Source organism: Hahella sp. KA22 (genome assembly GCF_004135205.1).
Taxonomy (GTDB): Bacteria; Pseudomonadota; Gammaproteobacteria; order Pseudomonadales; family Oleiphilaceae; genus Hahella.
The window spans coordinates 2,592,773-2,619,767 of sequence record NZ_CP035490.1 but is presented as its reverse complement, the minus strand read 5'-3'; the positions used below and the strand labels follow the sequence as shown (position 1 = coordinate 2,619,767).

General features: G+C 53.9%; 21 protein-coding genes. 5 read left to right on the top strand and 16 right to left on the bottom strand.

The features are described 5' to 3' along the window. Together zipA and smc are read right to left on the bottom strand one after the other, a co-directional pair. Entirely contained in the window at positions 1–1,359 is a 1,359-nt protein-coding gene (gene zipA, locus EUZ85_RS11755) for a cell division protein ZipA (RefSeq protein ID WP_127969478.1), read from the bottom strand. A gap of 121 nt (positions 1,360–1,480) precedes the next feature. After that, positions 1,481–4,969: a chromosome segregation protein SMC gene (gene smc / locus EUZ85_RS11750; protein WP_127969477.1), complete on the bottom strand. Its 3,489-nt coding sequence runs from the start codon at positions 4,967–4,969 to the stop codon at positions 1,481–1,483. A 251-nt stretch (positions 4,970–5,220) separates the two neighbouring features. Here smc and EUZ85_RS11745 point away from each other — a divergent pair, with 251 nt between their 5' ends. After that, positions 5,221–5,418: a DUF6316 family protein gene (locus EUZ85_RS11745; protein ID WP_127969476.1), complete on the top strand. Its 198-nt coding sequence runs from the start codon at positions 5,221–5,223 to the stop codon at positions 5,416–5,418. 19 nt (positions 5,419–5,437) lie between these two features. On the opposite strand, the gene EUZ85_RS11740 is transcribed toward EUZ85_RS11745, so the two are convergent. Continuing rightward, positions 5,438–6,103 (bottom strand): GntR family transcriptional regulator, encoded by a 666-nt coding sequence (locus tag EUZ85_RS11740; RefSeq protein ID WP_127969475.1) that lies wholly within the window; start codon positions 6,101–6,103, stop codon positions 5,438–5,440. 179 nt (positions 6,104–6,282) lie between these two features. Here EUZ85_RS11740 and EUZ85_RS11735 point away from each other — a divergent pair, with 179 nt between their 5' ends. Next, positions 6,283–7,404 carry an alkane 1-monooxygenase gene (locus EUZ85_RS11735; RefSeq protein ID WP_127969474.1) on the top strand — a complete coding sequence of 374 codons (1,122 nt, stop codon included), beginning with the start codon at positions 6,283–6,285 and terminating at the stop codon, positions 7,402–7,404. 162 nt (positions 7,405–7,566) lie between these two features. Beyond that, the gene (locus EUZ85_RS11730) at positions 7,567–8,607 is read left to right on the top strand and encodes a GGDEF domain-containing protein (RefSeq protein ID WP_127969473.1); all 1,041 of its coding nucleotides are present in this window, start codon (positions 7,567–7,569) and stop codon (positions 8,605–8,607) included. Positions 8,608–8,630: 23 nt separating this feature from the next. Here the strand turns inward: EUZ85_RS11730 and rluB are convergent, their stop codons facing one another. The 13 genes from rluB to sdhC form a co-directional block, all read right to left on the bottom strand. Next, entirely contained in the window at positions 8,631–9,599 is a 969-nt protein-coding gene (rluB, locus tag EUZ85_RS11725; RefSeq protein WP_127969472.1) for a 23S rRNA pseudouridine(2605) synthase RluB, read from the bottom strand. Between the two features lie 35 nt (positions 9,600–9,634). Beyond that, positions 9,635–10,264: an SMC-Scp complex subunit ScpB gene (scpB, locus tag EUZ85_RS11720; protein ID WP_241567017.1), complete on the bottom strand. Its 630-nt coding sequence runs from the start codon at positions 10,262–10,264 to the stop codon at positions 9,635–9,637. Beyond that, positions 10,254–11,132, bottom strand: a complete 879-nt coding sequence (locus tag EUZ85_RS11715) for a ScpA family protein (protein WP_127969470.1) — start codon at positions 11,130–11,132, stop codon at positions 10,254–10,256. The genes scpB and EUZ85_RS11715 overlap by 11 nt, the downstream gene beginning before the upstream one ends. A 2-nt stretch (positions 11,133–11,134) precedes the next feature. Beyond that, entirely contained in the window at positions 11,135–12,310 is a 1,176-nt protein-coding gene (locus EUZ85_RS11710) for a tryptophan--tRNA ligase (protein ID WP_241567085.1), read from the bottom strand. 254 nt (positions 12,311–12,564) lie between these two features. After that, a complete protein-coding gene (sucD, locus tag EUZ85_RS11705; RefSeq protein WP_011398503.1) occupies positions 12,565–13,440 on the bottom strand; it encodes a succinate--CoA ligase subunit alpha in 876 nt (291 codons plus the stop codon). Continuing rightward, positions 13,440–14,606: an ADP-forming succinate--CoA ligase subunit beta gene (gene sucC, locus EUZ85_RS11700; RefSeq protein WP_127969468.1), complete on the bottom strand. Its 1,167-nt coding sequence runs from the start codon at positions 14,604–14,606 to the stop codon at positions 13,440–13,442. The genes sucD and sucC overlap by 1 nt, the downstream gene beginning before the upstream one ends. 319 nt (positions 14,607–14,925) lie before the next feature. Then, positions 14,926–16,359, bottom strand: a complete 1,434-nt coding sequence (gene lpdA, locus EUZ85_RS11695; RefSeq protein ID WP_127969467.1) for a dihydrolipoyl dehydrogenase — start codon at positions 16,357–16,359, stop codon at positions 14,926–14,928. Between the two features lie 113 nt (positions 16,360–16,472). Beyond that, positions 16,473–17,708 (bottom strand): 2-oxoglutarate dehydrogenase complex dihydrolipoyllysine-residue succinyltransferase, encoded by a 1,236-nt coding sequence (odhB, locus tag EUZ85_RS11690; protein ID WP_127969466.1) that lies wholly within the window; start codon positions 17,706–17,708, stop codon positions 16,473–16,475. A gap of 31 nt (positions 17,709–17,739) precedes the next feature. Beyond that, positions 17,740–20,580 (bottom strand): 2-oxoglutarate dehydrogenase E1 component, encoded by a 2,841-nt coding sequence (locus EUZ85_RS11685; protein ID WP_127969465.1) that lies wholly within the window; start codon positions 20,578–20,580, stop codon positions 17,740–17,742. 292 nt (positions 20,581–20,872) lie between these two features. Continuing rightward, entirely contained in the window at positions 20,873–21,577 is a 705-nt protein-coding gene (locus EUZ85_RS11680) for a succinate dehydrogenase iron-sulfur subunit (RefSeq protein WP_011398508.1), read from the bottom strand. A 21-nt stretch (positions 21,578–21,598) separates the two neighbouring features. Then, positions 21,599–23,371 (bottom strand): succinate dehydrogenase flavoprotein subunit, encoded by a 1,773-nt coding sequence (gene sdhA, locus EUZ85_RS11675; protein ID WP_127969464.1) that lies wholly within the window; start codon positions 23,369–23,371, stop codon positions 21,599–21,601. 3 nt (positions 23,372–23,374) lie between these two features. Next, positions 23,375–23,722 carry a succinate dehydrogenase, hydrophobic membrane anchor protein gene (gene sdhD / locus EUZ85_RS11670; protein WP_127969463.1) on the bottom strand — a complete coding sequence of 116 codons (348 nt, stop codon included), beginning with the start codon at positions 23,720–23,722 and terminating at the stop codon, positions 23,375–23,377. Further along, positions 23,716–24,090 (bottom strand): succinate dehydrogenase, cytochrome b556 subunit, encoded by a 375-nt coding sequence (gene sdhC, locus EUZ85_RS11665; RefSeq protein WP_127969462.1) that lies wholly within the window; start codon positions 24,088–24,090, stop codon positions 23,716–23,718. Before sdhC ends, sdhD begins: the two co-directional genes overlap by 7 nt. A 617-nt stretch (positions 24,091–24,707) precedes the next feature. On the opposite strand from sdhC, the gene gltA reads away from it, so the two are divergent. Together gltA and EUZ85_RS11655 are read left to right on the top strand one after the other, a co-directional pair. Continuing rightward, positions 24,708–25,982, top strand: a complete 1,275-nt coding sequence (gltA, locus tag EUZ85_RS11660; RefSeq protein WP_127969461.1) for a citrate synthase — start codon at positions 24,708–24,710, stop codon at positions 25,980–25,982. Positions 25,983–26,087: 105 nt separating this feature from the next. Further along, positions 26,088–26,975 carry an NAD(P)-dependent oxidoreductase gene (locus tag EUZ85_RS11655; RefSeq protein WP_127969460.1) on the top strand — a complete coding sequence of 296 codons (888 nt, stop codon included), beginning with the start codon at positions 26,088–26,090 and terminating at the stop codon, positions 26,973–26,975. Positions 26,976–26,995: the final 20 nt, after the last annotated feature.

Here is a 26,995-nt window from a genome sequence, read left to right as displayed (position 1 = left end):
TTATACCCGGGACGACAACATGCGACGTTCAAACTCCCTGACGCGCTGACGGCAGTGCTCGATAGTCTGCGCCGTCATGACGCTGCGATTTTCATCCTTGAGTTCGCCGCCCAGGTTACGCACCAGGCATTGCGCAGTCTCCACCATGTAGTCAAAGGCGCGCATACTGTTATCCGGTCCAGGCAGGCGCACGAAGAAACAGACGCCAGGAAAGCGCTGCGACGCCATATCTTTGCCGAATACACCGGGCTCCATGGCGTTCGCCATACTGAACTGAACAGGCCCTTCATCGAAGTCATGCTCGTAACGATGAAAGATCGCCATATCGCCCATTTGCATACCGCAGGCTTCAACCAGATTGCGCAATGCAACGCCTTCGAAGCCTTCTTCGTCCTTGCTCAGTACATTGATCACCAGTATCTCTTGTAACGTCTTGGACGACTTTCCTGGCGAGCCTGACTTACTTCCTTTCTCCTCGCGACCTTTAGGCGCTTCATCGCTACGCTGGGAACCGCCGTGGAGGCCAGCTTGCTGCTGAATCGCGCTGATTTTCTTCAGAAACTTGTCTTTAAACGCAAGCATAGATTCATGTTGGGATTCTTCATGGGCGACCGGCCTGTCTATCGGCTCCGCATGCAGATCCTCTTCCTTTTCAACTTCATCCTGTGGCTCTTCCTGCTCGAACTCCACCTCAGGCTCTGGCTCATGTTCATGCAGACTGTCGTACCCGCCCTGATATCCCTGCACGCGGAAATTATCCCGCTTCAGAAACTCTTTGTAGGGGCTGTCTCGGTAAGGGCCGTCGTCATCCGCTTCCGCGTCCTCTTCGACGTACTCCTCTTCATATTGTTCATCCCTAACCTGCTCGAAGCGCTGATAAGGCGAGAAGCTTTCCTGCTCTTCCGGCAGACGCTCTTCCATCTCGTCCTCTTCAACAAACTCCGGCTCTCTGCGTCCATACCCCTGTTTGGACATGGACTCTTCCAACGCTTCATCCACTTCCAGAATCGGCGGTTCCGCCATGTCCTGGTCGTACTGATCTTCGTCCTGCAGACGCTCTTTTTCTTTAAGCTTCTCGTAGGGTTTGAAGGTAGGTTTGTATTTGACTTCCTTAATCGGCCGAGTGTAGTTCTGCTCCGCAGCTGGCTTGCCGTCTTTGATCACCCTGAAGCCAGTACCTGGCAGTTCAGGATTAAAGTCATCATCGATAGGCGTATTTTCGAAGTTGCCTCCCATACCCTGGGAGATTTCCAATGAATCCTTGCGCGCTCTTCTGACTCGGCGAAAACCATCTATAACCACGCCCAGAATTATGAGCAGGCCTATCATGATCAGCCATTCACGCAAACTGATATCCATTAATTTAATATCCCCAACTAAACATCATCATGGTATTCGCCAACCTGATCCCGCCTTTATTTCTTATCGATTGGCGAGTTAATTTATTCAATTCGCCGCTGCTTTACAATGCAGCGCGCCCTTACAATGCAGCCATTGCGGCAGCTTCTTCAACATCCACGGAAACCAGTCTCGACACGCCGGGCTCATGCATGGTGACCCCCATCAAGTGATCCGCCATTTCCATGGCGATCTTGTTGTGGGTAATGTAGATGAACTGCACCTGATCCGACATTTCTTTCACCATTCGAGCATAGCGCCCCACGTTGGCGTCGTCCAATGGCGCGTCCACTTCGTCCAACATACAGAACGGCGCGGGGTTGAGCTGGAAGATAGAGAAGATCAGCGCAATAGCGGTAAGCGCCTTCTCTCCACCCGACAACAAATGAATAGTGCTGTTTTTCTTGCCCGGAGGCCGCGCCATAATGGCGACGCCGGTTTCCAGCAAGTCTTCCCCGGTTAACTCCAGATAGGCGCTGCCGCCGCCAAAGACACGGGGAAACAAATTCTGCAGACCTTCGTTAACCTGATCGAAGGTTTCCTTGAACTTGTTGCGGGTTTCGCGATCGATTTTACGGATCGCGTTCTCCAACGTCTCCAATGCTTCCTGCAAATCCTCATGCTGACCATCGAGATAAACTTTGCGTTCGGACTGGGCTTCATATTCCTCAATCGCCGCCAGGTTAATGGCGCCGAGACGCTCCACTTTACCGACGATTTGCTCAATGCCCCGTTGCAACTGTCCTTCGTCCGCATCTTCCGCCAGCAATCCGATCACATTCTCGAGATCGTACTGGTCCTCCGCCATTTGGTCCCGCAAGGCGTTTTTACGAATATCCGTTTCCCGATGCTGCATGCGTAAAGATTCAATCCGGCTGCGCATGTTCTGGATCACCATTTCATTGCGCTGCCGGGACGATTCATCGCCCTGCATCAACTGCTCCAAATCCGCGAGGCGGTTACGCTCACGAGTCAGGATGTCTTCTTGCTGCATGCGCAACTCAAGATAGCCTTCCAGGCGCTCCTGCAGGGCGTCATCCGGATCCTGCAGGGTCTGCAGGCTTTCCTCCACCCATTGCATGCGTTCACGGTTGCGCCGCAAGTTGGCGTCGCTTTTTTCCAGCGCCTGCCGTATCGACTCTCTCCGTGTAGTGAGCGCACTGGCGCGCAACTGCATCTGGTGAGCATGCTCCCTATCCAGACGCGCCTGCGTGCGCAGGCTATCCAGTTTCTGGCGCACGTCATCGCGGCGATTGAGCAACAGCTCCTTCTTTTCCACGCTGCCTTCCAAGTCCATCAAGGCGGCGTTCCACACACCTTTGCTTTCCTGCAGTCCCATCTGCTCTTCGTCAATCTGGAACTGTATCTCCGCAATCTCTGCAGCGATAGACTCCACCCTGCGCTGTACCTGCTCACGTCGCGCTTCTTTAGCACTCAAATCGGATTTGGTCTGCAACAATTGCTTGTTGATCTCAACCGATTCCTTTTGCAGCGTTTCCCTTTCTTCATCAAAACGACTCAAAGCCGCATCAATGGTTTCCTTATCCTGAGACAACGACGCCAACTGCGCCGCGACCTCCTCCATTTCCTGTTCGATTTCCGCCAACCGACGATTGCGCGCAAGCAGGCCGTCGCCAGTCTGCTTCGCTGGCGGGGCCATAATCCAATCCTGGCCCACCTGCATGCCATCCGGCGTCAGAAAGAAGGCGCCGTCAGACAGTTCACCACGACGTTCAATCGCCGCAGAAAAACTGTCTGCAGAGCGAACGCCGTCCAGCCACGCCGCCACCGCACTGTTGACGGAACTGGCGCTGGCGAACCGCAACGCCTCGCTGTCAATTTCATCCTCACACACCAGCGCCACACCTTTGGGCGGGGCGTCTTGCAGGCGAGTCAGAAATTCGCGACTGACCACGCGCGCGGACAAACGAGCGCCCAGCACCGCTTCAAGCGCCGGCTCCCATTGCACCGCAACGCTCAATCGCTCTCCCAGCGTCGGAGCGTTATCAATCTCATGCAGCGCCAACCACTCCAGCGCCTCCTGTCGGGAAGCCTGGCTGTCGTGCTTTTGCAATGCCAGCAGCGACGCCTGCTCCCCCTTCAGGGTTTGTTCACGGGTACGGGCGTCATTGATTCTGGCGTTGAGCAATTCTTTACGCTCCTGCTCGCTCTGCTCACGCGCCCTCATCTCCTGATGAGTCAGCGCCTGTTGATCCGCATGCATTTCCAGCTCCAGCATGCGTTCACGCAAGATCTCCAAATCTTCATCATCATAAGCGCCGCCAATGAGGCTTTGCTCATCCGCCAGCTTACGTTTTCGCTCCATCAACTGCTGAACCAGCTTCTCCGCCTGCTGAATGCGGGACTGCTCCACTTCCGCCGTTTTCTGCAAATGCGCGGAGCTACGGGAAAAGTCATCCCACTCCTGTTGCCACAATTGCATAGCGTCTTCAGCCTGAGCCAACAACTCCGTAGACTCTTCTGATCTGGCCAGATGCTCTTCCAGCTCCGGCTCAATCATCATCAACTCTTCTTCCAGCTCCTGGAGATGTTGCTGCTCGCGTTCCAACTCTTCATTCAGTTCGCGATTGGTTTCCTGCAACTGCTGCATTTCCGCCTGCAATTGCTGCTCGCGTTCTTTCGCGTTACGAATCTGCTGTTCCAGCTTGGCGATCTCAGCGCCGCTGCCGTAATAATCCGCCTGCGCGCGATTCACAGCCTCATTGGCGTCCGCCCGTTTCTCACGAAAACCTTCCAGACGGCTGTCGAGAGAGGTGCGTTCGTATAGCAGGCGCTCCAGCTCAACCTCCTGGCCGCGTAACTCTTCCTGCACGCTGGTGGCGTCTTTATCCAGCGTTCGCCATTTCAGAGCATTCAACAGCGCACGCTTGTCACGCTCTTCCGCCTTCAGCTCTTTGTAGCGCTCCGCCGCCTTGGCCTGGCGATGCAGATGCTGCAGCTGTCGATCCAGTTCTTCCCGGATATCAGAGAGCCGCTCCAGATTTTCCCGCGTCCGCTTCATCCGGGACTCGGTTTCCTTGCGGCGCTCCTTGTACTTGGAGATCCCCGCCGCCTCTTCGATGAAAACCCGCAGCTCTTCCGGCTTGGATTCAATCAGACGGGAGATCATGCCCTGTTCGATAATGGCGTAACTACGCGGCCCCAGGCCGGTGCCGAGAAACAGATCCGTAATGTCTTTACGACGACATTTGTTGCCATTGAGGAAATAGAGAGACTGCGCGTCACGGGTGACTTTGCGCTTGACGGAGATTTCGTTGTAGCGGGAGAACTCGCCCTGCAGCACGCCGCCGGCGTTGTCGAAGATCAGTTCAATGGAAGCCTGCCCCACCGGCTTTCGGGTGTTGGAGCCATTGAAAATGACGTCCGTCATGGACTCGCCGCGCAGGTGCTTGGCGGAACTCTCCCCCATCACCCAACGCACGGCGTCAATAATATTAGATTTTCCGCACCCATTAGGCCCCACCACCGCAGCCATATTGCTGGGGAAATGCACGGTTGTCGGGTCTACGAACGACTTGAAACCGGCAAGCTTGATGGATTTTAGTCTCATGATGCGGAGGCTGCAGGAGCTGTCACAGGGTTTGTCCAGATATGGAGCGGGAGTTTAACGGATTAAACCCGGACGGACCAGCGCGAAACGCAGTGCTCCCGCGGCTCTAGGCTAAGCGCTTGTATCCGCTGAAGTTGTGATGTGACAAGGGCTCAGCAGCAATGATGGGACAGAGCGTCGCAAAAATTATTGATTGAAAATCAGTCAACATGTCACTAAATTAATCTTTAGTCGAACAGGAGTTGTACGCAATGGAAATCAGCAAACGTAGTAACGACCAGCAATCGAACAAACATCACCGCTCAGACCGCTTCTTCGCTGTGGAAGGCAAGTGGTACTACCGCACGCGGGAAAAAATCCATCTGGGGCCTTATGAGGCGCTGGAGGAAGCGGAAGACGGCCTGATCGCCTATCTTCGCTATCTGCATGTAGCGGAACGCAGGGAGTAGTTCACCCAATTATCGGGGGTCAGGAGGATTCCTGCAGAATACTGATCACCAGATTCTTTTGATGCTCCGCAAAGCTCTCGATAACCAGCTTCACGCCAGCGAAATCCCGCTGCTGCACGGCTTGCAATAAGCCGTTGTAGAAGTTCATTGATTGATAGAGCTCCCCTTTCTTGCGCCTGATCGCCAAATGGTAAGTGCGACTGATCGCCGGGCGCAGATTTTCGAGGATTTCCTCCAGATAAGGATTGCTCACCAGCGTCAGGCAATAACTCATCACCGCAAAACCACTGTCGATGACCGATTCGAATGACGCTTCCTCATTCATCACTGCGCGGTTGATTTGCTGCACCTGATTCATCACCGGGGCCAAGTCGCTCTCCCGCCAGCTCTCCGCTACTTTACGAGCCAACATCACCAACAATGACGCATACACGTCATACAGACTTTCCACCTGGTTAACGGTGAGATCCGACACCACTGCGCCACGGCGCGGATAAATTTCGATTAAATGACGACGCTCCAGAATCAGCAACGCTTCGCGCACTGAGCCGCGACTGACTTCCAGGTCGCCAGCCACCTTAAGCTCCTGAATACGCTCATTGGCCCGCAACTCTCCGGTAATAATCAATCTACCTAAATGTTGCGCAATTTGTTCGGCCAAGCTTTCCGGCGCTTGAAACTTCATATCGGTGTGTTCCTAAAAACTCAGTTTAAGCAAAGAGTTGCGGTAAGAGACACGATTCTAGCACACCCCCGCCCAATGAAAACGGAGGAGTAAAAGTAAAAATCGCTTGATCAAATTGTTGGATTGTCCAACAATAAAACAAAGTCATAACACAAATAATAAGAATTAAGGAGCCACCAATGTTTGGATCTACTCGCCCACAAATCACGCTGCAAATAAAAAAGTGGGGAGACCTGATTTTCGTGATTCCCCTGAGCCTCCCTATCCTGAGTTGGATACTGACCTCCCAGTTCGGCCTGGGCGATGCGAGCGCCTGCATGACGATTCTGTTTGTATTCGGGGTTGTTCCGGTTTTAGACATCCTTATTGGCAAAGACGCCAGCAATCCTGACGAACAGCATCACACGCCCTCTTTGGAGAAAAGTCTGTACTACCCCCTGCTGACCTTATCCTGCGTCCCAGCCTATCTGTTTCTGATCATTTGGGGCGCACACATATTCAGTAGCGATCTCTATCATTGGGCGGGCAAAGCCGGATGGGTGATTTCCATAGGCGTCGTCGGCGGCCTGGCTATCACCGTCGCTCATGAGCTGATCCACAAAAACTCCATTCTGGAGCAAACAGCAGGCGGATTATTGCTCGCCATGGTGGGTTATGGCGGGTTTAAGGTGGAGCACATTCGGGGACATCATGTAAATGTCGCCACTCCAGAAGACGCCTCGTCGTCCCATTACAACCAGTCCCTCTATCATTTCCTGCCTCGCGCTATTTTCTCCAATATCAAGAATGCGTGGAGGCTGGAACAACGGCGGCTGGCCAGGAAGGGACTGTCGTCTCTCTCCCTTCACAACGAACTGATCTGGTGGTATGGCGTCAGCGCAGCTCTCTTGGCCGGTTTTACTTCAGTTTGGGGCTTAATGGGCGCGCTGTTCTTTGTAGGTCAGGGAGTAGTCGCCATCCTTTTATTGGAAACCGTCAATTATCTGGAGCACTATGGCCTGCATCGATGCGCCAAAGACGATGGCGGCTATGAACGCGTCACCCATCAGCACTCTTGGAATTCCAACTACCTGCTCACCAACCTGATGCTGTTTCAACTACAACGGCACTCAGATCATCACGCCAACGCCAAGCGTCGTTATCAAGCGCTGCGGCATTTCGAAGACTCTCCACAACTACCGGCCGGTTACGCCACCATGGTGTTGCTGGCGCTGGCTCCGCCCCTCTGGCGCCGGGTTATGAACCCCAAAGTGAACCATTACTATCAACAGGACACAGGCGCAGCAGAGAATCCTCAATAAAGTTAAGGTTTTTCACCCTCTTGCGACCGACAACAATTTGACGCCCATTGCCGGTCGCCCCCTGCTCAACGCCGAATCCCCGTCACACCGGCAAGTTTCTGCCTAGGTTCAATTGACTACATATTGCTGTTTTTCAAAGAATTAAAATCCGCTGGCATTGAAATGGCAGAGTTAGCCTTGCAAGCGCCGTTTTCGCCGCTGACGGCGGATATCTCAAGGCATACGCAACACGCATGTAGTATCTATCGACGGGAGCATTCCATGTCCAACCTGACCACAGAACGAATGAGCGCTGATAACAAGGTTGTTGCCCTCGCCACTTCTAATGACTCGCTGACTCTGCGACTGGAGCATGTCGCCGGGACAATGCTGCGCAAGCTGCAAACGACGCTTGAAGTTGAAGAGTTACTGCAGATTTTCGTGGGTGAAGCCAGAGCATTGGTCGCCATAGACGGCTACTCCCACGTTTACAACAATCGTACTTGTGGAGCGCGTAAGCGGGGAACACCGCATCAATTGAATTATCGTCTCACGCTGGCGGAAGAAGCGCTGGGGGAAATCACTTTCTATCGGGGCGATCGCTTTACAGATGGCGATATCCATATCATCGAAACGCTGCTCGGCAGTCTGGTTTACCCTTTACGCAATGGGCTGCGCTATCAGGAAGCGATGAACGCCGCGCTGTCCGATTCTCTGACTGGCGTCGCCAACAAACGGGCTTTTGATTATCAGTTGCACAGAGAGGTGTCTCTGGCGACCCGTTACAAGTACAAGCTGTCGATGCTGTTTTTCGATATCGACTACTTCAAGAAGGTCAACGACACTTATGGACACGCCGCTGGCGACGCATTACTGCAGCAGCTGGCCAAAGTTGTCCGGGATAACTGCCGTGATTCGGATCTTTGCTTCCGTTTCGGCGGTGAAGAGTTCGCCATGTTGCTGGCCAAGACTGAGTCAGAGGGCGCTTACGCCATTGCAGAGCGTCTGCGCGAGGCTGTCGCGAACACCACATTTCAATATGAAGGCCACGATATCTCCTTCACGATCAGCATTGGCGTAGCGACCTATGATGGCGTTGAGAATCGGAATGATTTTCTGGAGCGCGCGGATCAAGCTCTCTACGACGCCAAGCATGCGGGCCGCAACAGAACCAGGATTGCGTCACAGGATCAAGAAGAAGCGCTCAACCAAGCGGCGAACTAAGTTCGCCGCGGTTTCAGGCTTGACTAAGGCTTACGTCTGCTTGGACCGGGTTTACGGCCGGCGGGGTTGCGCGAGGGCTTGGCTCTGCGCTCGTCTGAGGCAGCGGCCGGTTTGCGCGCTGAAGCGCGAGTTCCCGTACGGCCTGTGGAGGGTTTAGGCTTGGATGCGCCGCTTTTACCTTGTTGGCGCTGCAACTTTTCCCGTGTTTGCGGCGTCAGGGACGCCACTGTCTTCGGCTGCATTCCCGCCATTTCATACAACACGTTGACGTCTTTTTGTCCCGCCATTTCCCAATTCCCCAAACGAACGCGGCTGGGAAGGAACATGTAGCCGTAGCGCACCCGCTTCAAACGACTGACGGTAACGCCTTGAGACTCCCAAAGGCGACGCACTTCGCGATTGCGCCCTTCCTGCAGCACAACGTGAAACCAGCGGTTGCTGCCGCTACCGCCCGCTTCCTTGATGTCCGAAAATTTGGCGAGACCATCTTCCAACAACACGCCATCCCGCAAGTGGGTCAACATTTCTTCAGTCACTTCACCATGCACGCGCACTGCGTACTCACGGTCGATTTGCGAAGAGGGATGCATCAATCTGTTGGCGAGTTCGCCATCTGTTGTGAATATCAGCAACCCTGTGGTGTTGATATCCAGACGCCCCACCGCCACCCAGCGGCCGCTTTTCAGCTTGGGCAAGCGCGCAAACACAGTGGGACGGCCTTCCGGGTCCTTGCGGCTGGTGACCTCCCCTTCTGGCTTGTTGTACACCAGCACCAGAGTTTCCTCGGCGTCCACCATGGCGATCTTGTGGCCGTCGACCGAGATCTTGTCCTCAGCGGTGACGCGGTCACCCAAATGCGCCACTTTGCCGTTGACGCGCACGCGACCGCCGCTGATCCACTCTTCAGCCTCTCTGCGGGAGGCAAGCCCTTGCCGGGCGATCACTTTCTGAAGTTTCTCGCCCTGCGCCTTTTCACCGGAAGGTTCTATCATCTATTTCGCCTTAACTGTAATCACCAACGCACACATCAATGCAATGTGGCGTCGGAGGATGGCGGATCGGCTTCCATCGTTTCGGAAGCGTCCGCCGCATTTGCTTGCAGATCCAGTTCCAGAGCCCGGCCTATTTCTTCCAGGCTTCTGACCTCCGCCAAGGGCGGCAACTGATCCAATGTCTTTAAATTAAAATAGTCGAGAAACTGGCGTGTGGTGGCGAATAGCGCCGGTCTGCCCGGCACGTCTTTATGGCCAACAACGCGCACCCATTCTCTTTCCTGCAGCGTTTTCATGATCTGGCTGCTGACCGCCACGCCACGAATATCTTCAATGTCGCCTCGTGTTATGGGCTGCCGATAAGCGATGATCGCCAATGTTTCCAACATGGCGCGCGAGTACCGCTGCGGACGCTCCTCCGTCAGACGGCCCACCCAGGGCGCAAACTCATCACGCACCTGGAATCGATAACCGCTGGCCACTTCCACCAGGTTGACCGCGCGATCTGCATAAACCGCCGTCAATTCTTTAAGCGCAGCCTTAACCTCATCCCGTTGCGGCGGCGTAAAGTCCTCGACGAACATCGTCATCAACTGGTCTACCGTCAGGGGTCTATCACTGGCGAACAGCATCGCCTCGATCAACTGCGTCAGATTAACCGCCATCGTCACCTTCGCTCGTTTCCGCCTCAGGTTCGTTCTCCACTTCCCCTCGGGCGCGTACATGGATTTCGCCAAACATTTCGGTCTGGACCAATTCCAACAAGGACTCTTTCACCAGTTCCAGCACCGCCAGAAACGTCACCACCACTCCCAACTTGCCTTCATCGAAAGGAAACAAGTCTGTAAACAGAGTGAAGTGATCCGCCGAGACTCTTTCCAGCACCTGGGTCATGCGCTCCCGGGTGGACAGCCTCTCCTTTTCAATCTGGTGATGCTCAAACAGCTCTGAGCGTTTCAGCACTTCCTGCAACGCCAGCAACACTTCCGTCAGCGTCACATCCGGATGCTTTTTTTCACGCTGCAGTTTGGGTATTTCCGGGTTCGCCGTATAGAAATCGCGATCCATGCGCGGCAGTTCATCGATACGCTCCGCCGCTGTTTTGAAACGCTCGTACTCTTGCAGGCGTCGGATCAATTCCGCACGGGGATCGTCCTCTTCCTCATCGTCGTCCTTGCGCCGCGGCAACAGGAAGCGGGATTTTATCTCCGCCAGCATCGCCGCCATCACCAAATACTCCGCCGCCAACTCAAAGCGCATATCCTCCATCACCCGGATGTAGTCCATATACTGGCGGGTGACGTCCGATACATTGATATCAAGGATATCCATATTCTGCCGACGGATCAGATACAGCAATAAATCCAGAGGGCCTTCAAACGACTCCAGGAAAACTTCCAGCGCATCGGGTGGAATATATAAGTCCGAAGGCAACTCGGTAAACGGACTGCCCCCCACCATCGCCAATGGCAGCTCCTGCTGAACCGGAAGCTGCTCTGTCTGGCTGTCCGAGAGGGCGTCGGCGTTTTGCATTATCAGTCGTACGCCAGACCTATGGCGCTGCGAACTTCTTCCAGGGTCGCCTTGGCGGCGTCTCTGGCGTGATCGCAACCTTCTGCGATGATGCTGCGCACCAGTCCGGGGTCTTCTTCATAGCGCTTGGCGCGCTCACGCATTGGGCGCTGTTCTTCTATGATGGCGTCGGCCACCGGCTTTTTACACTCAATACAGCCGATACCGGCGGAGCGACACCCTTGCTGCGCCCAGGACTTAGTGGCTTCGTCGGAATACACCTGATGCAACTGCCACACCGGGCATTTATCTGGATCGCCTGAGTCCGTGCGACGCACCCGCTGAGGGTCCGTCTGCATGGTGCGGACTTTTTCCGAAATACTGTCCGCGTCTTCACGCAGACCAATCGTATTGCCGTAGGACTTGGACATCTTCTGACCATCCAGTCCCGGCATTTTCGCTTCGGGCGTCAACAACGGCTGGGGTTCGGGCAGAATAACTTTACCCCCGCCTTCGAGGAATCCGTATAAACGCTCCCTGTCGCCAAGAGATATATTTTGCTGCTCACGCAGCAACGCCCGCGCCGTCTCCAGCGCCTCGGCGTCGCCCTGCTCCAGGTAACGCTTGCGCAGACTCTCATACAATTTGGAGGTCTTCTTACCCATTCTCTTGATAGCCGCTTCCGCCTGCTCTTCAAAGCCCGGCTCACGACCATAAAGGTGGTTGAAACGGCGCGCCACTTCGCGCGTCATCTCGATATGGGACACCTGATCCGCCCCCACCGGGACCCAGCCCGCGCGATAGACCAGAATATCCGCGCTTTGCAGCAACGGATACCCCAGGAATCCATAGGTGGCCAAATCTTTTTCTTTGAGTTTTTCCTGCTGATCTTTATAAGTCGGCACTCTCTCCAGCCAACCTAAAGGCGTGATCATGGAGAGAAGCAGATGCAGCTCCGCGTGCTCCGGCACACGGGACTGTATGAACATAGTGGCTGAACCCGGATTAATGCCCGCGGCCAGCCAGTCTATCACCATTTCCCATACGGACTGTTCAATGTCGTAAGGGGTTTCATAGTGAGTGGTCAGAGCATGCCAATCGGCGACGAAGAAAAAACATTCGTACTCATGCTGTAACTGCACCCAGTTTTTCAGCACTCCATGGTAATGACCCAGATGGAGTTTTCCCGTCGGTCGCATTCCCGACAACACACGACGCTGCGAATCCACAGAGGCCAAGTTATTTCCCCAAGTTTTTATTAAAGCACCAATTATGACGGCGTCAGAAATTACGCCAAAAATGAGTCTAATTGCGTGGGATTATAGCGTTAAAAGGGCGGGAGTGAAATTTGGGAGTGGAATGCCAGCCTTTATACTGACTGGGTTGAAGGCGATAACCATCGCCACAAAATAGAAAAGCCGCCATATGGCGGCTTTTCAGACAGGCGGAAAACTTATTTCCAGCCAGTCACTTCAGCCAGCGCCTTGCCGATATCGGCCAGACTTCTAACTGTTTTAACGCCAGCCTGCTCCAGCGCCGCAAACTTTTCAGCCGCAGTGCCTTTGCCGCCCGCGATGATCGCGCCAGCGTGACCCATGCGCTTACCAGCAGGCGCAGTGACGCCGGCAATGTAAGAAACAACAGGCTTGGTGACGTTATTCTTGATGAACTCCGCCGCCTCTTCTTCCGCTGTTCCGCCGATTTCACCGATCATGACGATCGCTTCAGTCTGAGCGTCTTTCTGGAACATTTCCAGAATGTCGATGAAGTTGGAGCCAGGAATCGGGTCGCCGCCGATGCCCACGCAAGTGGACTGGCCGAAACCAAAGTCGGTGGTTTGCTTAACCGCTTCATAAGTCAGGGTCCCGGAACGGGAAACGATACCGACTTTACCTGGCTTGTGAATGTGACCAGGCATGATGCCGATCTTGCATTCGCCAGGAGTGATAACGCCTGGGCAGTTAGGTCCGATCAGACGCACGCCCAGCTCGTCGCACTTCACTTTTGCATCCAGCATGTCCAGAGTAGGAATGCCTTCAGTGATGCACACGATCAGTTTGATGCCTGCGTTTGCCGCTTCCAGGATGGAGTCTTTACAGAAAGGCGCAGGAACGTAGATAACAGACGCTTCCGCGCCAGTTTGCTCTACAGCTTCTTTAACTGTGTTGAACACAGGCAAACCCAGGTGAGTCTGGCCGCCTTTACCAGGAGTCACGCCGCCAACCATTTTGGTGCCGTACGCAATCGCCTGTTCAGAATGGAATGTGCCCTGGGAGCCAGTGAAACCCTGGCAGATTACCTTGGTATTTTTATCGATCAAAATACTCATTATTTACCCTCCGCTGCTTTAACCACAGCTTCAGCAGCATGAGTCAGACTTTCCGCTGCGATAATGTTCAACCCGCTGTCGGCAAGTTTCTTAGCGCCCAGCTCGGCGTTGTTGCCTTCCAGACGTACGACCACAGGAATCTTGACGCCAACTTCTTCTACAGCGCCGATGATGCCGTCAGCAATCAGGTCGCAACGAACGATGCCGCCGAAAATGTTGACCAGAACCGCTTTTACGTTGTCGTCGGAGAGAATGATTTTGAACGCTTCAGTAACACGCTCTTTAGTCGCGCCGCCGCCTACATCCAGGAAGTTAGCGGGCGCGCCGCCGTGCAGCTTAACGATGTCCATGGTGCCCATGGCCAGGCCTGCGCCGTTAACCATACAGCCGATGTTGCCTTCCAGCGCAACATAGTTCAGTTCCCACTTGGCTGCGTGAGCTTCGCGCGGATCTTCCTGCGAAGGGTCGTGCATGTCGCGAATGCGCGGCTGACGGTACAGAGCGTTGCCGTCTACAACCACTTTCGCGTCCAGACAGTGCAGATTGCCATCTTTAGTGATAACCAGCGGGTTCACTTCCAGAAGCGCCAGATCCAAGTCTTGGAACAATTTCGCCAAGCCCAGGAAAATTTTGGTGAACTGCTTGACCTGATCGCTGTTCAGACCCAGTGCGAACGCAAGTTCACGCGCTTGGTAAGGCTGTGCGCCCACCAGCGGGTCGATAACAGCTTTCAGGATTTTTTCAGGAGTCTCTTCAGCGACTTTCTCGATTTCAACGCCGCCTTCGGTAGACGCCATGAACACGATGCGACGCGTGCCGCGATCCATTACCGCGCCCAGGTACAGTTCCTGATCGATGTCAGTGCAGGACTCAACCAGAATCTTGTTAACAGGCTGACCTTTCTCGTCTGTCTGATAGGTTACCAGATTATGACCAAGCCACTTCTCAGCAAATGCCTTAATCTCTTCCTTGGAAGATACTAACTTAACGCCACCCGCTTTACCGCGGCCGCCTGCGTGAACCTGCGCTTTAACCACCCACTGGCTTCCGCCAATGGAGTCAGCGGCAGACATGGCCTCTTGTGCGGACTCACAGGCAAAGCCCTTGGAGACGGGCAGACCATAGTCCGCAAAGAGTTGCTTAGCTTGATACTCATGAAGATTCATAACGTTTTCCGCTTTTTAGTCAGCTTTCGACTTATTTACCACCGTGCAAACGAGCACAACGTTTCACGTTCTCGCGAGCAGGCTTCCAGCATGAGACTCAAACTTCTCAGCCTGCGCGCAAAACTGCGCCATGTCCGCTTAGGTGACCTCTCTAACACACTCTTTAAATCGAGAGCCCAGTTTTGGCGCCCTGTCTCTTCAACGACGGCCGGCCAGACGCTTTGACGTCTCACCTACGCCGCGTTCGCCGAAGGGGCGGTCGCGCTCCTTCCCGACGCTCTCAAAACAAAAGGAGGGGCAATCCCCTCCTTATTCAGCCTTAGCGCTTCTTGCGCTGGGCAATGTGGATGGCTTTGCCTTCCACCGCCAGAGCCGCTTCGTGCACCGCTTCAGAAAGCGTTGGGTGCGCGAATACAGTCATGGCCAAGTCCTCGGAGCTTGAGCCGAACTCCATCGCAATCACGCCTTGAGCGATCATTTCTGACGCCTGCGGACCTACGATATGCACGCCAAGAATACGGTCAGTGTCCTTATGAGCCAGGATCTTCACCATGCCCATTGTCGCGTTGGCGGCCATTGCGCGACCGCTTGCGGCGAATGGGAATGTGCCGACCTTGTACTCTTCGCCTTCCGCCTTCAACTGCTCTTCTGTCTTACCAACCCAGGCGATTTCCGGATGAGTGTAGATAACCCAGGGAATGCAGTCATAGTTGACGTGGCCTTTGTGGCCGGCGATACGCTCCGCCACAACGATGCCTTCTTCAGACGCCTTGTGCGCCAGCATGGGGCCACGCACGACATCGCCGATAGCCCATACGCCCGGCATATTGGTCTTGCACTGATCATCAACAAAGATGAAGCCGCGCTCGTCCAGGTTTACGCCAGAATCAGCGGCCAACAGATTGTCGGTGTTCGGCGCGCGGCCGACTGCGACAATCAACTTGTCCACTTTCAGTTCGTGGTCGCCTTTGGTGTCGCTGTAAGACACTTTCACCACGCCACGCTTCACTTCAGAACCAGTCACCCGGGCGCGCAGACGAATGTCCAGACCCTGTTTGGTGAACTGCTTGAGCGCTTCTTTAGCCAGTTGCTGATCCACTGCGCCCAGGAAAGTATCCTGCGCTTCCAGAACCACGACTTCAGAACCCAGACGCGCCCAAACGCTACCCAGCTCCAAACCAATAACGCCAGCGCCGATAACGCCAAGACGCTTGGGAACTTCGCTGAATTCCAGCGCGCCGGTAGAGTCGACAACATGCTCGTTAAGCGGAGTAGGAGGAATTTCGACTGGACGGGAGCCCGTTGCGATGATGACGTTTTCTGCGTCATAGACGGTAACATTGCCCGCGTTGTCAGTGACTTCCACTTGCTTGTTGGCCAGCAGCTTACCTGCGCCATGAATGGAAGTGACGCCATTGGCCTTGAACAGAGAAGCGATACCCTGAGTCAGGTTCTTGACGATGTTGTTCTTGCGACCCTGCATTTTGGCTACGTCGACCGTTACGTCTTGCGCCATGATGCCGTGGGTTTCAAAGTCGTGTTTGGCTTCTTCAAATTTGTGTGAAGACTCCAGCAGCGCTTTGGAAGGGATACATCCCACGTTCAGACAGGTGCCGCCAAATACTGGCTTGCCTGCTTCGTTGCTCCATTTTTCTACGCACGCCGTTTTCAATCCGAGCTGCGCCGCGCGTATCGCAGCGACATATCCACCGGGACCCGCACCGATGACGATTACGTCGAATTTATCTGCCATATTACTTTCCAATTCTTAGTTATAGGTACATAAAAGATTTTCCGACAATGCCCCTCCGCAACCGCGCGGAGGGAGCATGACGCGCCGGAAAACTCGGCGGCGAAAGCGCTGAATTAGATATCCAGCAGAATCCGCGCAGGATCTTCCAGCAGATCCTTGATAGTCACCAAAAACTGTACCGCTTCCTTTCCGTCGATCATGCGGTGGTCGTATGACAGCGCCAGGTACATCATCGGCAGAATCACCACTTGGCCATTTACAGCCATCGGACGCTCCTGGATTTTGTGCATACCCATAATAGCGGTTTGCGGCGGGTTCAGGATCGGCGTGGACATCAATGAACCGAAAACGCCGCCATTGGAAATGGTGAACGTTCCGCCAGTCATGTCTTCGATTGACAGCTTGCCGTCGCGCGCCTTCTTACCGAAGTCGCCGATGGTGGATTCAATTTCCGCCAGACCCATTTGATCCGCATCGCGCAGGATAGGCACAACCAGACCGCGCTCAGTGGATACGGCTACGCCAACGTCCTGATAACCGTGGTAAACGATGTCGTTGCCATCGATGGAGGCGTTCACAGCAGGGAAACGCTTCAACGCTTCACAAGCCGCTTTAACGAAGAAGGACATGAAGCCCAGCTTCACGCCGTTATGACGCTTCTCGAACAGATCTTTGTATTGCTTACGCAGATCCATGATCGGCTTCATGTTGACTTCGTTGAAGGTAGTCAGCATTGCAGAGTTATGCTGAGCATCCAGCAGACGACGCGCGATGCTGGCGCGCAGACGAGTCATCGGCACGCGTTTCTCTGGGCGCGCTCCCGCTGGAGAGTCGATAGCAGGCATAGTCGGCGCCGCTGCCGGTTGAGCGGAGGACTTCACTTCAGCAGTAACGCTGGTAGTGTTGGAAGACAAGTGGTTAATCACGTCTTCCTTAGTCACTCTACCGCCTTTACCCGTGCCCTGAATGTCAGAAGGATTCAGGTTGTTCTCTTCCGCCATTTTGCGCGCGGATGGGCTCAGAATCGCTTCCTGACCAGCCTTGGCTTCAGTCGCCGCAGGAGCAGCCTGTGGCTTTTCTTCCGCTGCAGCAGGCGCAGCCGTTCCAGCCGCGCCTTCTTTAAATACTGCAATAACTTCTTCGCTAAGCACCGTCTCGCCTTCGCCTTTGAGAACTTTCTCAATGACGCCAGCTGCAGGCGCTACAACCTCGAGCACCACTTTATCCGTCTCGATATCGACCAGTAGCTCGTCCCTAGCCACGGATTCCCCAGGTTTTTTATGCCAAGTCGCCACTACGCCGTCCGCGACGGACTCTGGGAAAGTAGGAGCTTTAATTTCGATCGCCATCTTTTATCCTTTGTACTAACTAAGCGCCTGTTTAAATAGTAAAGGCATCGTTAACTAATTTAGCTTGCTCTTCCGCATGGACATGGCCATAGCCCGCAGCAGGAGCGGCGGAGCCTGGACGTCCAGCGTACTCGAGATAGAGTTTCGGGTGCGTCTTCGCGAGGACGTTACGCATATGGTGCTGACTGCAGTACCAGGCGCCCTGGTTCATTGGCTCTTCCTGACACCAGACGATATTGGTCAACTTCTTGTACGCTGACAAAACTTCTTCCAGATCGTCTTCGGGGAACGGGTACAACTGCTCTATGCGGATAATCGCCACGTCCTGTATGTTTTCATTACGACGCTTATCCAACAAGTCGTAATACACCTTACCGCTACACATAATGACCCGACGAACCTGCTTCGGATCGATATGGTCGTCGATCTCGCCAAGGACTGTGTGGAAGTGTCCTTCGGCAAGCTCCTCAACCGTAGAGACCGCGTCTTTATGGCGCAGCAGACTCTTAGGACTCATCGCCACCAGAGGTTTACGCAGCGGGCGCTTAACCTGACGACGCAGCATATGGAACACCTGCGCTGGCGTGGTCGGCACGCAAACCTGGATATTGTGCTCAGCGCACAACTGCAGATAACGCTCCAGACGCGCTGAAGAGTGCTCTGGTCCCTGCCCTTCATAGCCGTGCGGCAGCAACATGGTCAGACCGCACAGACGGCCCCACTTGTGCTCGCCACTGGTGATGAACTGGTCGATAACAACCTGGGCGCCGTTAGCGAAGTCGCCGAACTGAGCCTCCCAAATCACCAGGGTTTTCGGGTTAGTCGTCGCGTAGCCATATTCGAACGCCAACACCGCCTCTTCAGAGAGGTAGGAGTCGTAGATATCGAATACCGGCTGACCTTCCGCCAAATGCTGTAACGGAATATGCAAACCGCCATCCTTCTGATTGTGAAGAACAGCATGTCTATGGGAGAAAGTGCCGCGACCAACATCCTGACCGGTCAGACGTATGCTATGGCCCTCATGCAACAAGGTCGCATACGCCATAACTTCTGCGTAACCCCAGTTCACCGGCATGGCGCTTTGGGTCATTTTCTTGCGGTCTTCCAAGATTTTGGAGACCTGACGCTGAGGCACGAATCCGTCAGGCAGCACATCCATTTTCCGGCCGAGCTTCTGCAGCGTTTTAAGACTGATGCCAGTCTTGCACTTGGCTGTCCATTTGTGGCCCAGGTAGGGAGACCAGTCAACAAACAGCTCTTTATTAGGCTCTTTCACCAAGCTTTTAACGACGTGATCGCCTTTATCCAGCAGATCGCGATATTCGTTTTCCAGGCGAGCGGATTCTTCCTCGGTGATAACGCCTTCGTTAATCAGCCGCTGAGCGTAAATCTGGCGGGTGGTTGGCAGGCTTTTGATGCACTGATACATCAACGGCTGAGTCGCAGAAGGCTCATCCGCTTCGTTGTGACCGCGGCGGCGGTAGCACAACAGGTCGATAACCACATCTTTCTTAAAGGTGTTGCGGTAATCCATCGCCACCTGTGTAACGAACAGAACTGCTTCAGGATCATCGCCGTTAACGTGGAAAATCGGCGCTTGAACCATTTTCGCAACGTCGGTGCAATACTCAGTGGAACGCGCGTCTTCACGGCGGTGAGTAGTGAATCCGACCTGGTTATTAATGATGATGTGGACCGTTCCGCCAACGCCGTAGCCACGGGTCTGGCTCATCTGGAACGTTTCCATCACTACGCCCTGGCCAGCGAACGCTGCGTCGCCGTGCATGATCACAGGCACAACCGCATCGCCAGCAGTATCGTCACGACGATCCTGCCGCGCTCTTACAGAGCCTTCCACAACGGGAGAAACGATTTCCAGGTGTGAAGGGTTGAACGCCAACGCCAAGTGGACCTCGCCGCCTGGAGTCAGAACGTTGGAAGAGAAGCCCTGGTGATATTTCACGTCGCCGGAGCCTTCATCAGACAGACGCTTGCCTTCGAATTCATCAAACAAGGCTTTGGGGTTTTTACCCAGGGTGTTGACTAACACGTTGAGACGACCACGGTGCGCCATACCGATGACGATTTCTTTGGCTCCGTAGCTGCCCGCTCTCTGGATCAACTCATCCAGCAGAGGAATCAAGCTCTCGCCGCCTTCAAGGCCAAAGCGCTTGGTGCCTGGATAACGTGAAGATAAGTATTTTTCGAGACCTTCCGCCGCGTTCAATCTTTCCAACAGGTGATAGCGACGCTCTTTCTCATATACAGGATGCGAGCGCACCGATTCAAGACGCTGCTGAACCCAGCGTTTTTCTTCAGTGTTAACGATATGCATGTATTCGGCGCCGACGGTATCGCAGTACGTAAACTCCAAACCGCGAATAATTTCGCCGAAGGTCATGGTCTCTACGCCGAAGCACAATGAACCAGTCTGGAATACAGTGTCCAGGTCCGCTCGGGTCAAGCCGTGATATTCCAACTCCAAATCCGCGACATGCTCACGCACCATCAGGTTAAGAGGGTCCAGTTTGGCTTTTTGATGTCCACGAAAACGGTAGGTGTTAATCAGCTGCAGCACCTTGACCTGTTTACGTTCATGCTCAGTGCTGACCAACGATGTTGGACTGGCTTCGACAGCCGCTGCGCGTCTGCGCGACAGTTTCAGGAACTGCTCTTTAATGACCGAGTGAGGGATGTCCTGACTGGGCAGTCCTTCCTCTTTTGGCAGTTTGTCGAAATACTCACGCCAGGCCTGGGGTATGCCGTTAGGATCGGTGAGATAGGTCTCATAGAGTTGCTCAACATAGGCAAAGTTCCCACCTGCCAAATGGGAAGTCCGCCACAGCTGCTCCATCGTGCTTTCGTGCATATAGCTCGCCTTGGTTGCATCAGGGAACTATCTGCTTAAGGCCACTGATTACGGCTCGTTCCAGCGTCGCAAAGGCGTGCCAAACCACAGATAGCGCAGAGGACATCTGCATAACCCCGTAGGTTTACAACAGTAAACCACCCCGTCCTTTCAATAGAGGGAGTGGATTTCCTACCAGTTCAGTTTGTTTATGTCGCGCGCATGTTCTGCAACACGCGCGCGCTATTAGCTTCTTAGTATAGACAGCTAATTCAGCAACGACCGTAACAGTGTAATTTTTTAAATTATAGTTTTAAGTAGCACGCTGTAAGAGCATATTGCGTATGTGGCCGATGGCTCTGGTTGGATTCAGACCTTTCGGGCAAACGCTTACGCAATTCATGATACCCCGGCAGCGGAATACGCTGAACGGGTCGTCGAGATTCGCCAATCTTTCTTCGGTAGAAGTGTCGCGACTGTCAACCAGGAATCTGTATGCCTGCAACAAGCCTGCGGGACCAACGAACTTATCTGGGTTCCACCAGAACGACGGGCATGAAGTAGAACAGCACGCACAAAGAATACATTCATACAGGCCGTCCAGCTTTTCACGCTCTTCGGGTGACTGCAATCGCTCAATCGCCGGAGGCGGATTGTCATTCACCAGGAATGGCTTAATTTTCTCGTATTGCTTGTAGAAAATCGCCATATCCACAACCAGGTCGCGAATAACCGGCAACCCTGGCAACGGACGCAAAACCAGCTTGTTGTTTTTCACTACCTGAGAAAGAGGAGTGATGCACGCCAAGCCGTTTTTGCCGTTCATGTTCATGCCGTCTGAGCCGCACACGCCTTCACGGCATGAGCGACGATACGCCAGAGTCGGATCTTTTTCTTTCATCAGTCCCAACACGTCCAGAACCATAAGGTCCTTGCCCGCAGGAACTTCCAGCTCCACATCCTGCATGTAGGGAGCTTCGTCAACTTCCGGATTATAACGATAGATGCTTACCAACATAACTCTGTCTCCCCAACGACACTAGTAACTACGAGCTTTTGGAGGAAATGGCTCCACAATCTTAGGCGCGAAGTTCACTTCCCGCTTGCTTACCCGCTTGTCCACAGGGTGGTAAAGAGAGTGCTTCAGCCAATTGTCGTCGTCCCGTTCAGTGTAGTCGTTACGGGCGTGCGCTCCGCGGCTTTCCTTTCTTTCTTCAGCCGCAACCGCTGTCGCATAAGCGACTTCGTACAGGTTATCCAGCTCTAAAGCTTCGATGCGAGCGGTATTGAACGCCATACTCTTGTCTTCAAGAACAGTGTTCTTAACACGTCCGCCCAATTCTTCCAGCAGCTTCAGACCTTTCTGCATGCTTTCGCCATCGCGGAATACACCGAAATATAGCTGCATCGTGTTCTGAAGGTCTTTACGTACTTCCGCCACTTTTTCAGAGCCGGAGCCGCTGTTCAGTCTGTCCAGACGCGCCATGGTTGCATCAATATCAGATTCAGAAGCATCGTCCACACCGTAACCGTCCTTCAACATCTTCTCGATGTGAAGTCCCGCTGCGCGACCAAATACCACCAGATCCAACAGCGAGTTGCCGCCCAGGCGATTTGCGCCATGAACGGATACGCATGCGACTTCGCCGCAGGCGAACAGGCCGTCGATGACGATGTCGTTGCCGTTAGCGTCCTGAGTCAATGCCTGACCGCCGATGTTGGTCGGAATACCGCCCATCATGTAGTGACAGGTTGGAACAACCGGAATAGGTTCTTTTGCAGGATCTACGTGCGCGAATGTTTTCGACAACTCCACGATACCTGGCAAACGCAGGTGCAGCGTCTCTTCACCCAGATGATCCAGCTTCAGCAATACGTGGTCTTTGTTGGGGCCGCAACCTCGACCTTCAAGGATCTCCATAATCATGGAGCGGGCGACTACGTCACGACCGGCCAAATCTTTCGCGTTAGGCGCATAGCGCTCCATGAAACGCTCGCCTTCGCCATTGATCAAATAACCGCCTTCACCACGACAACCTTCCGTCACCAATACGCCAGCCTCAGCGATACCAGTTGGATGGAACTGCCACATTTCCATGTCTTGCGCCGGGAAGCCTGCGCGAAGAGCCATACCGACGCCGTCGCCAGTATTGATTAATGCGTTAGTGGTGGATGCGTAGATACGGCCTGCGCCGCCGGTGGCCAGAACTGTCGCCTTGGCCTTGACGTACACAGTTTCACCGGTTTCGATGCAGATAGCCGTTACGCCAACTACCGCGCCGGACTGGTTTTTCACCAGATCGACCGCATACCATTCATTCAAAAAGGTAGTGCCGCCACGCAGGTTGCCTTGATACAGAGTGTGCAGCAGCGCGTGACCAGTACGGTCCGCCGCCGCGCAGGTGCGAGCAGCCTGGCCGCCCTTACCGAAATCTTTGGACTGACCGCCGAAAGGACGCTGATAGATACGTCCTGTCTCCGTACGGGAGAAAGGCAGCCCCATGTGCTCCAGTTCAAATACTGCCTGGGGACCTACCGAACACATATATTCGATTGCATCCTGATCGCCGATATAGTCCGACCCCTTGACGGTGTCGTACATATGCCAGCGCCAATCATCATTCGGGTCCGAACTGGCGATGGCGCAGGTGATCCCGCCTTGAGCGGAAACAGTGTGAGAACGGGTTGGGAATACTTTGGTGATACAAGCGGTTTTCACGCCGGACTCTGTCAATTGCAGGGCCGCGCGCATCCCGGCGCCGCCGCCGCCGATTACAATCGCATCGTAAGAAAGAGTTCTAAGCTTAGACATGGATTACAGCCCCCACAAAATTTGCACGCCCCAGATGAAGTAAACGAACATGATAGTTCCGCACGCTGCTTGCGCCACGAAACGGACCACGCCGTTTTTCATGTAGTCTGTGGTAATCGTCCACAAACCAATCCACGCGTGGGCGCCAAGCGCCATCAACGCAGCAAGGGAGAAAATTCTCATCCAAGTCTTGGCGAACAGTGCGCTCCATACTTCATAGGTCAGATCCGGCGTAAACACCAGGACGCCAACCATAAATGCAGTATAAAGAGCCAACACAACAGCGGAGACCCGCTGCACCATCCAATCATATGCGCCGCTACGGCCTAAATTGGTGACGCTGGTTACCATATCCAAACTCCCGCCAACAGAATGAGCACAACAGACACGGCTATCACAACCTTCGCTGCGATCTGCCCGCCCTTCAGGGTTTCACCGATCCCAGCATCCATGATGAGGTGCTTGATGCCAGCGACGAAGTGATAGAACAATGCGGCGAGAATGCCCCAAAGAATTAATTTTGCAAGAAAACTGTCCATGACTGACTGAAGGGAAGCAAAACTTTCCTTGCTCGCCAGAGATGCGTCGAGCCCCCACAACAGGAACGCTATTGCAATGAAGATAATTACACCTGATATCCGATGCAGAATAGATGTAATTGCGGGTAGAGGAAAATGGAATTTCGTCAGATCTAGATTAACAGGTCTTTTGCTATTCACAGCTTCACACTCGATTATAGCCATACAGGCGGATTATTTAAGAATGGACCTATTTGGCGGCGGGAATCCTTATGAGGCCTCCGCTTACGGGTTGCAGATTATAGTTTCCCACCTGGTAAATTACAAACGCAACAACCGTTTATAGCCCACTTAATTTAGCGCCGGACATGAGCTTTTTGGATTTGAGCCGGCAATTTATTCTTTCTTACGCAGCGTGAAGCCCCTCGGCTCAATACCCGGAAGTATTTTTTACGTATTCGAAGGCTCCGTTTTCTTTACTGATAAAGCAACGCCCCTACTCTTTATAAGCTATTTTAATTGGTGTTTTTTAAACACCGTCGGCAGTATTTTCATTACAAGGGCTTAAAAAAAGTCGGTCAGACCATTATTATGACCTCGCTTTTTATTAAGCCGACCTTGTATAAAGCCAGAATAAAGGCTGAGAGGCCACTGACGCGCGTCAGTCTCCGCCCGCCGGTCCTAACCGGCGCCGCGTGCGATTGACGCCATTGCGCAAACAACGTCAGACCTACTTAGAAGTCGGCCTGTAAACACGACCGGGCGTCTATGCCCGGTAAACACGTACGCATCACTTTAAGTCGATATAGGAGAGCACCATGACTGACAAGAAAGCGACGTTATCGGTCAATGGTAAAACAATCGAGCTTCCGGTTTATTCCGGCACCACCGGCCCAGACGTCATAGATGTCAGAGGATTGGTTGAAGAAGGTTTGTTTACCTACGATCCAGGCTTCGTATCAACCGCAGCCTGCGAATCGCAAATCACTTATATAGATGGCGCCAATGGCGTACTACTACACCGTGGGTATCCTATAGAACAGTTGGCCGAAAAGTCCGACTATCTTGAAGTCTGCTACTTACTGATACACGGCGAACTGCCTACTGCAGAGCAGGCGGAAGAGTTTCGTAGCACGGTAAAAAATCACACTATGATCCACGAGCAGCTGAGAAACTTCTTCAACGGTTTCCGGCGCGACGCTCACCCAATGGCGATCATGTGCGGCGTTGTCGGCGCCCTGTCCGCGTTCTATCACGACACGATGGACTTCTCCGATGAACACCATCGCGAAATCGCAGCATTCCGTCTGATGGCGAAAATGCCAACCCTGGCGGCGATGTGCTACAAGTACTCCACCGGCCAGCCGTTCATGTATCCCAGAAACGATCTGGACTATGCAGGCAACTTCCTGCACATGATGTTCGGCACTCCTTGCGAGCCCTATCAGGTCAATCCTGTAGTCGCCAAGGCCATGGACCGCATCTTTGTTTTGCATGCGGACCATGAACAAAACGCATCCACATCAACCGTACGTCTGGCCGGCTCCTCCGGCGCCAACCCCTTCGCCTGTATCGCTTCCGGTATTGCTGCGCTATGGGGGCCCGCTCACGGCGGCGCTAACGAAGCAGTGTTGAACATGCTTCTGGAAATCGGCGACGAGTCCCGCATTCCAGAATTCATTCAGCGCGCCAAGGACAAGAGCGATCCTTTCCGCCTGATGGGCTTCGGACACCGGGTCTACAAAAACTTCGACCCTCGCGCCAAAGTCATGAAGCAGACCTGCGACGACGTATTAAAAGAGCTTGGCTGCGAGAACGACCCACTGTTCCGCATCGCACGCGAACTGGAGCGCATCGCCCTGGAAGACCCATACTTCGTAGAGAAAAAACTCTACCCCAACGTGGACTTCTACTCCGGCATCATCCTGCGCGCCGTGGGCATTCCGGTTTCCATGTTCACCGTCATCTTCGCCATGGCGAGAACCATCGGCTGGTTCTCTCACTGGCACGAAATGGTGAGCTCCTCTTACCGGATCGGTCGTCCACGCCAGCTGTACACTGGACACACCTCCAGAGACTACCCAAGCAAATAAATAGTTTGCCGGTTGACTTGCAAAGGCCGCTTATGCGGCCTTTCTTTATTGGAGCAACCCGCGCACTATTAACCCATTGGATTTAACCACTCCAGGAAGATAAACATGGAATCAACTGAAACCGCCGCATTAGGAAGAATTTGTTTCATCGGCCTCGGCGTCATGGGATTCCCGATGGCCGGCCATCTCGCCAACAATGGCCACCAAGTCACCGTTTACAACCGCAACGTTGAAAAATCAGAGCGCTGGCTGAAAACCCACACCGGCAAGTTCATCCGCAAGCTGCGGGACGCCGCCCAATGTGACGTCATTATCTCTTGCGTCGGTGACGACAACGATCTGCGCAACATCTATTTGGGCGATGAAGGCCTGATCAACCAGTTGCGCAAAGGCTCCCTCATCATCGACCACACCACCGCATCAGCCAGCGTCGCCAAGGAGCTGTTTGAGGCCGCCCAGGAGCGTAACATAGGCTTTCTTGACGCCCCCGTATCCGGTGGGCAACAGGGCGCAGAGAACGGCGCACTGACCATTATGTGCGGAGGAGAAGAAAAAGATTTTGCTAGAGCGGAGCCCCTCCTCAAACACTACAGCCGCGCTGCAACACTGATGGGACATGCCGGCAGCGGCCAGCTAACCAAAATGGCCAACCAGATCGCTATCGCAGGATTAGTACAAGGACTGGCGGAAGCACTGCACTTTGCAGAACAGGCCGACCTGGACCCACAGCAAGTGGTGAACGTCATATCCAAAGGAGCCGCGCAATCCTGGCAAATGGAAAATCGCCATAAGACCATGATCGCCGGAGACTACGAGCACGGTTTCGCCGTAGACCTCATGCGCAAGGATTTATCCATTTGCTTACGCGAGGCCTCCAACAACAAAGCCCGACTTCCCATCACCGCTCTCGTCGACCAATTTTACGCTGAAGTGCAATCCATGGGCGGAGGTCGCTGGGATACATCCAGCCTGCTGGCGCGATTGAAGAGATAAATCAACGCACCCGTCTAGAA

Coding starts and splice junctions, on each gene's coding strand:
- zipA (WP_127969478.1), bottom strand. CDS start 1,359: ATGGATATCAGTTTGCGTGAATGGCTGATCATGATAGGCCTGCTCATA.
- smc (WP_127969477.1), bottom strand. CDS start 4,969: ATGAGACTAAAATCCATCAAGCTTGCCGGTTTCAAGTCGTTCGTAGAC.
- EUZ85_RS11745 (WP_127969476.1), top strand. CDS start 5,221: ATGGAAATCAGCAAACGTAGTAACGACCAGCAATCGAACAAACATCAC.
- EUZ85_RS11740 (WP_127969475.1), bottom strand. CDS start 6,103: ATGAAGTTTCAAGCGCCGGAAAGCTTGGCCGAACAAATTGCGCAACAT.
- EUZ85_RS11735 (WP_127969474.1), top strand. CDS start 6,283: ATGTTTGGATCTACTCGCCCACAAATCACGCTGCAAATAAAAAAGTGG.
- EUZ85_RS11730 (WP_127969473.1), top strand. CDS start 7,567: ATGGCAGAGTTAGCCTTGCAAGCGCCGTTTTCGCCGCTGACGGCGGAT.
- rluB (WP_127969472.1), bottom strand. CDS start 9,599: ATGATAGAACCTTCCGGTGAAAAGGCGCAGGGCGAGAAACTTCAGAAA.
- scpB (WP_241567017.1), bottom strand. CDS start 10,264: ATGGCGGTTAATCTGACGCAGTTGATCGAGGCGATGCTGTTCGCCAGT.
- EUZ85_RS11715 (WP_127969470.1), bottom strand. CDS start 11,132: ATGCAAAACGCCGACGCCCTCTCGGACAGCCAGACAGAGCAGCTTCCG.
- EUZ85_RS11710 (WP_241567085.1), bottom strand. CDS start 12,310: ATGCGACCGACGGGAAAACTCCATCTGGGTCATTACCATGGAGTGCTG.
- sucD (WP_011398503.1), bottom strand. CDS start 13,440: ATGAGTATTTTGATCGATAAAAATACCAAGGTAATCTGCCAGGGTTTC.
- sucC (WP_127969468.1), bottom strand. CDS start 14,606: ATGAATCTTCATGAGTATCAAGCTAAGCAACTCTTTGCGGACTATGGT.
- lpdA (WP_127969467.1), bottom strand. CDS start 16,359: ATGGCAGATAAATTCGACGTAATCGTCATCGGTGCGGGTCCCGGTGGA.
- odhB (WP_127969466.1), bottom strand. CDS start 17,708: ATGGCGATCGAAATTAAAGCTCCTACTTTCCCAGAGTCCGTCGCGGAC.
- EUZ85_RS11685 (WP_127969465.1), bottom strand. CDS start 20,580: ATGCACGAAAGCACGATGGAGCAGCTGTGGCGGACTTCCCATTTGGCA.
- EUZ85_RS11680 (WP_011398508.1), bottom strand. CDS start 21,577: ATGTTGGTAAGCATCTATCGTTATAATCCGGAAGTTGACGAAGCTCCC.
- sdhA (WP_127969464.1), bottom strand. CDS start 23,371: ATGTCTAAGCTTAGAACTCTTTCTTACGATGCGATTGTAATCGGCGGC.
- sdhD (WP_127969463.1), bottom strand. CDS start 23,722: ATGGTAACCAGCGTCACCAATTTAGGCCGTAGCGGCGCATATGATTGG.
- gltA (WP_127969461.1), top strand. CDS start 24,708: ATGACTGACAAGAAAGCGACGTTATCGGTCAATGGTAAAACAATCGAG.
- EUZ85_RS11655 (WP_127969460.1), top strand. CDS start 26,088: ATGGAATCAACTGAAACCGCCGCATTAGGAAGAATTTGTTTCATCGGC.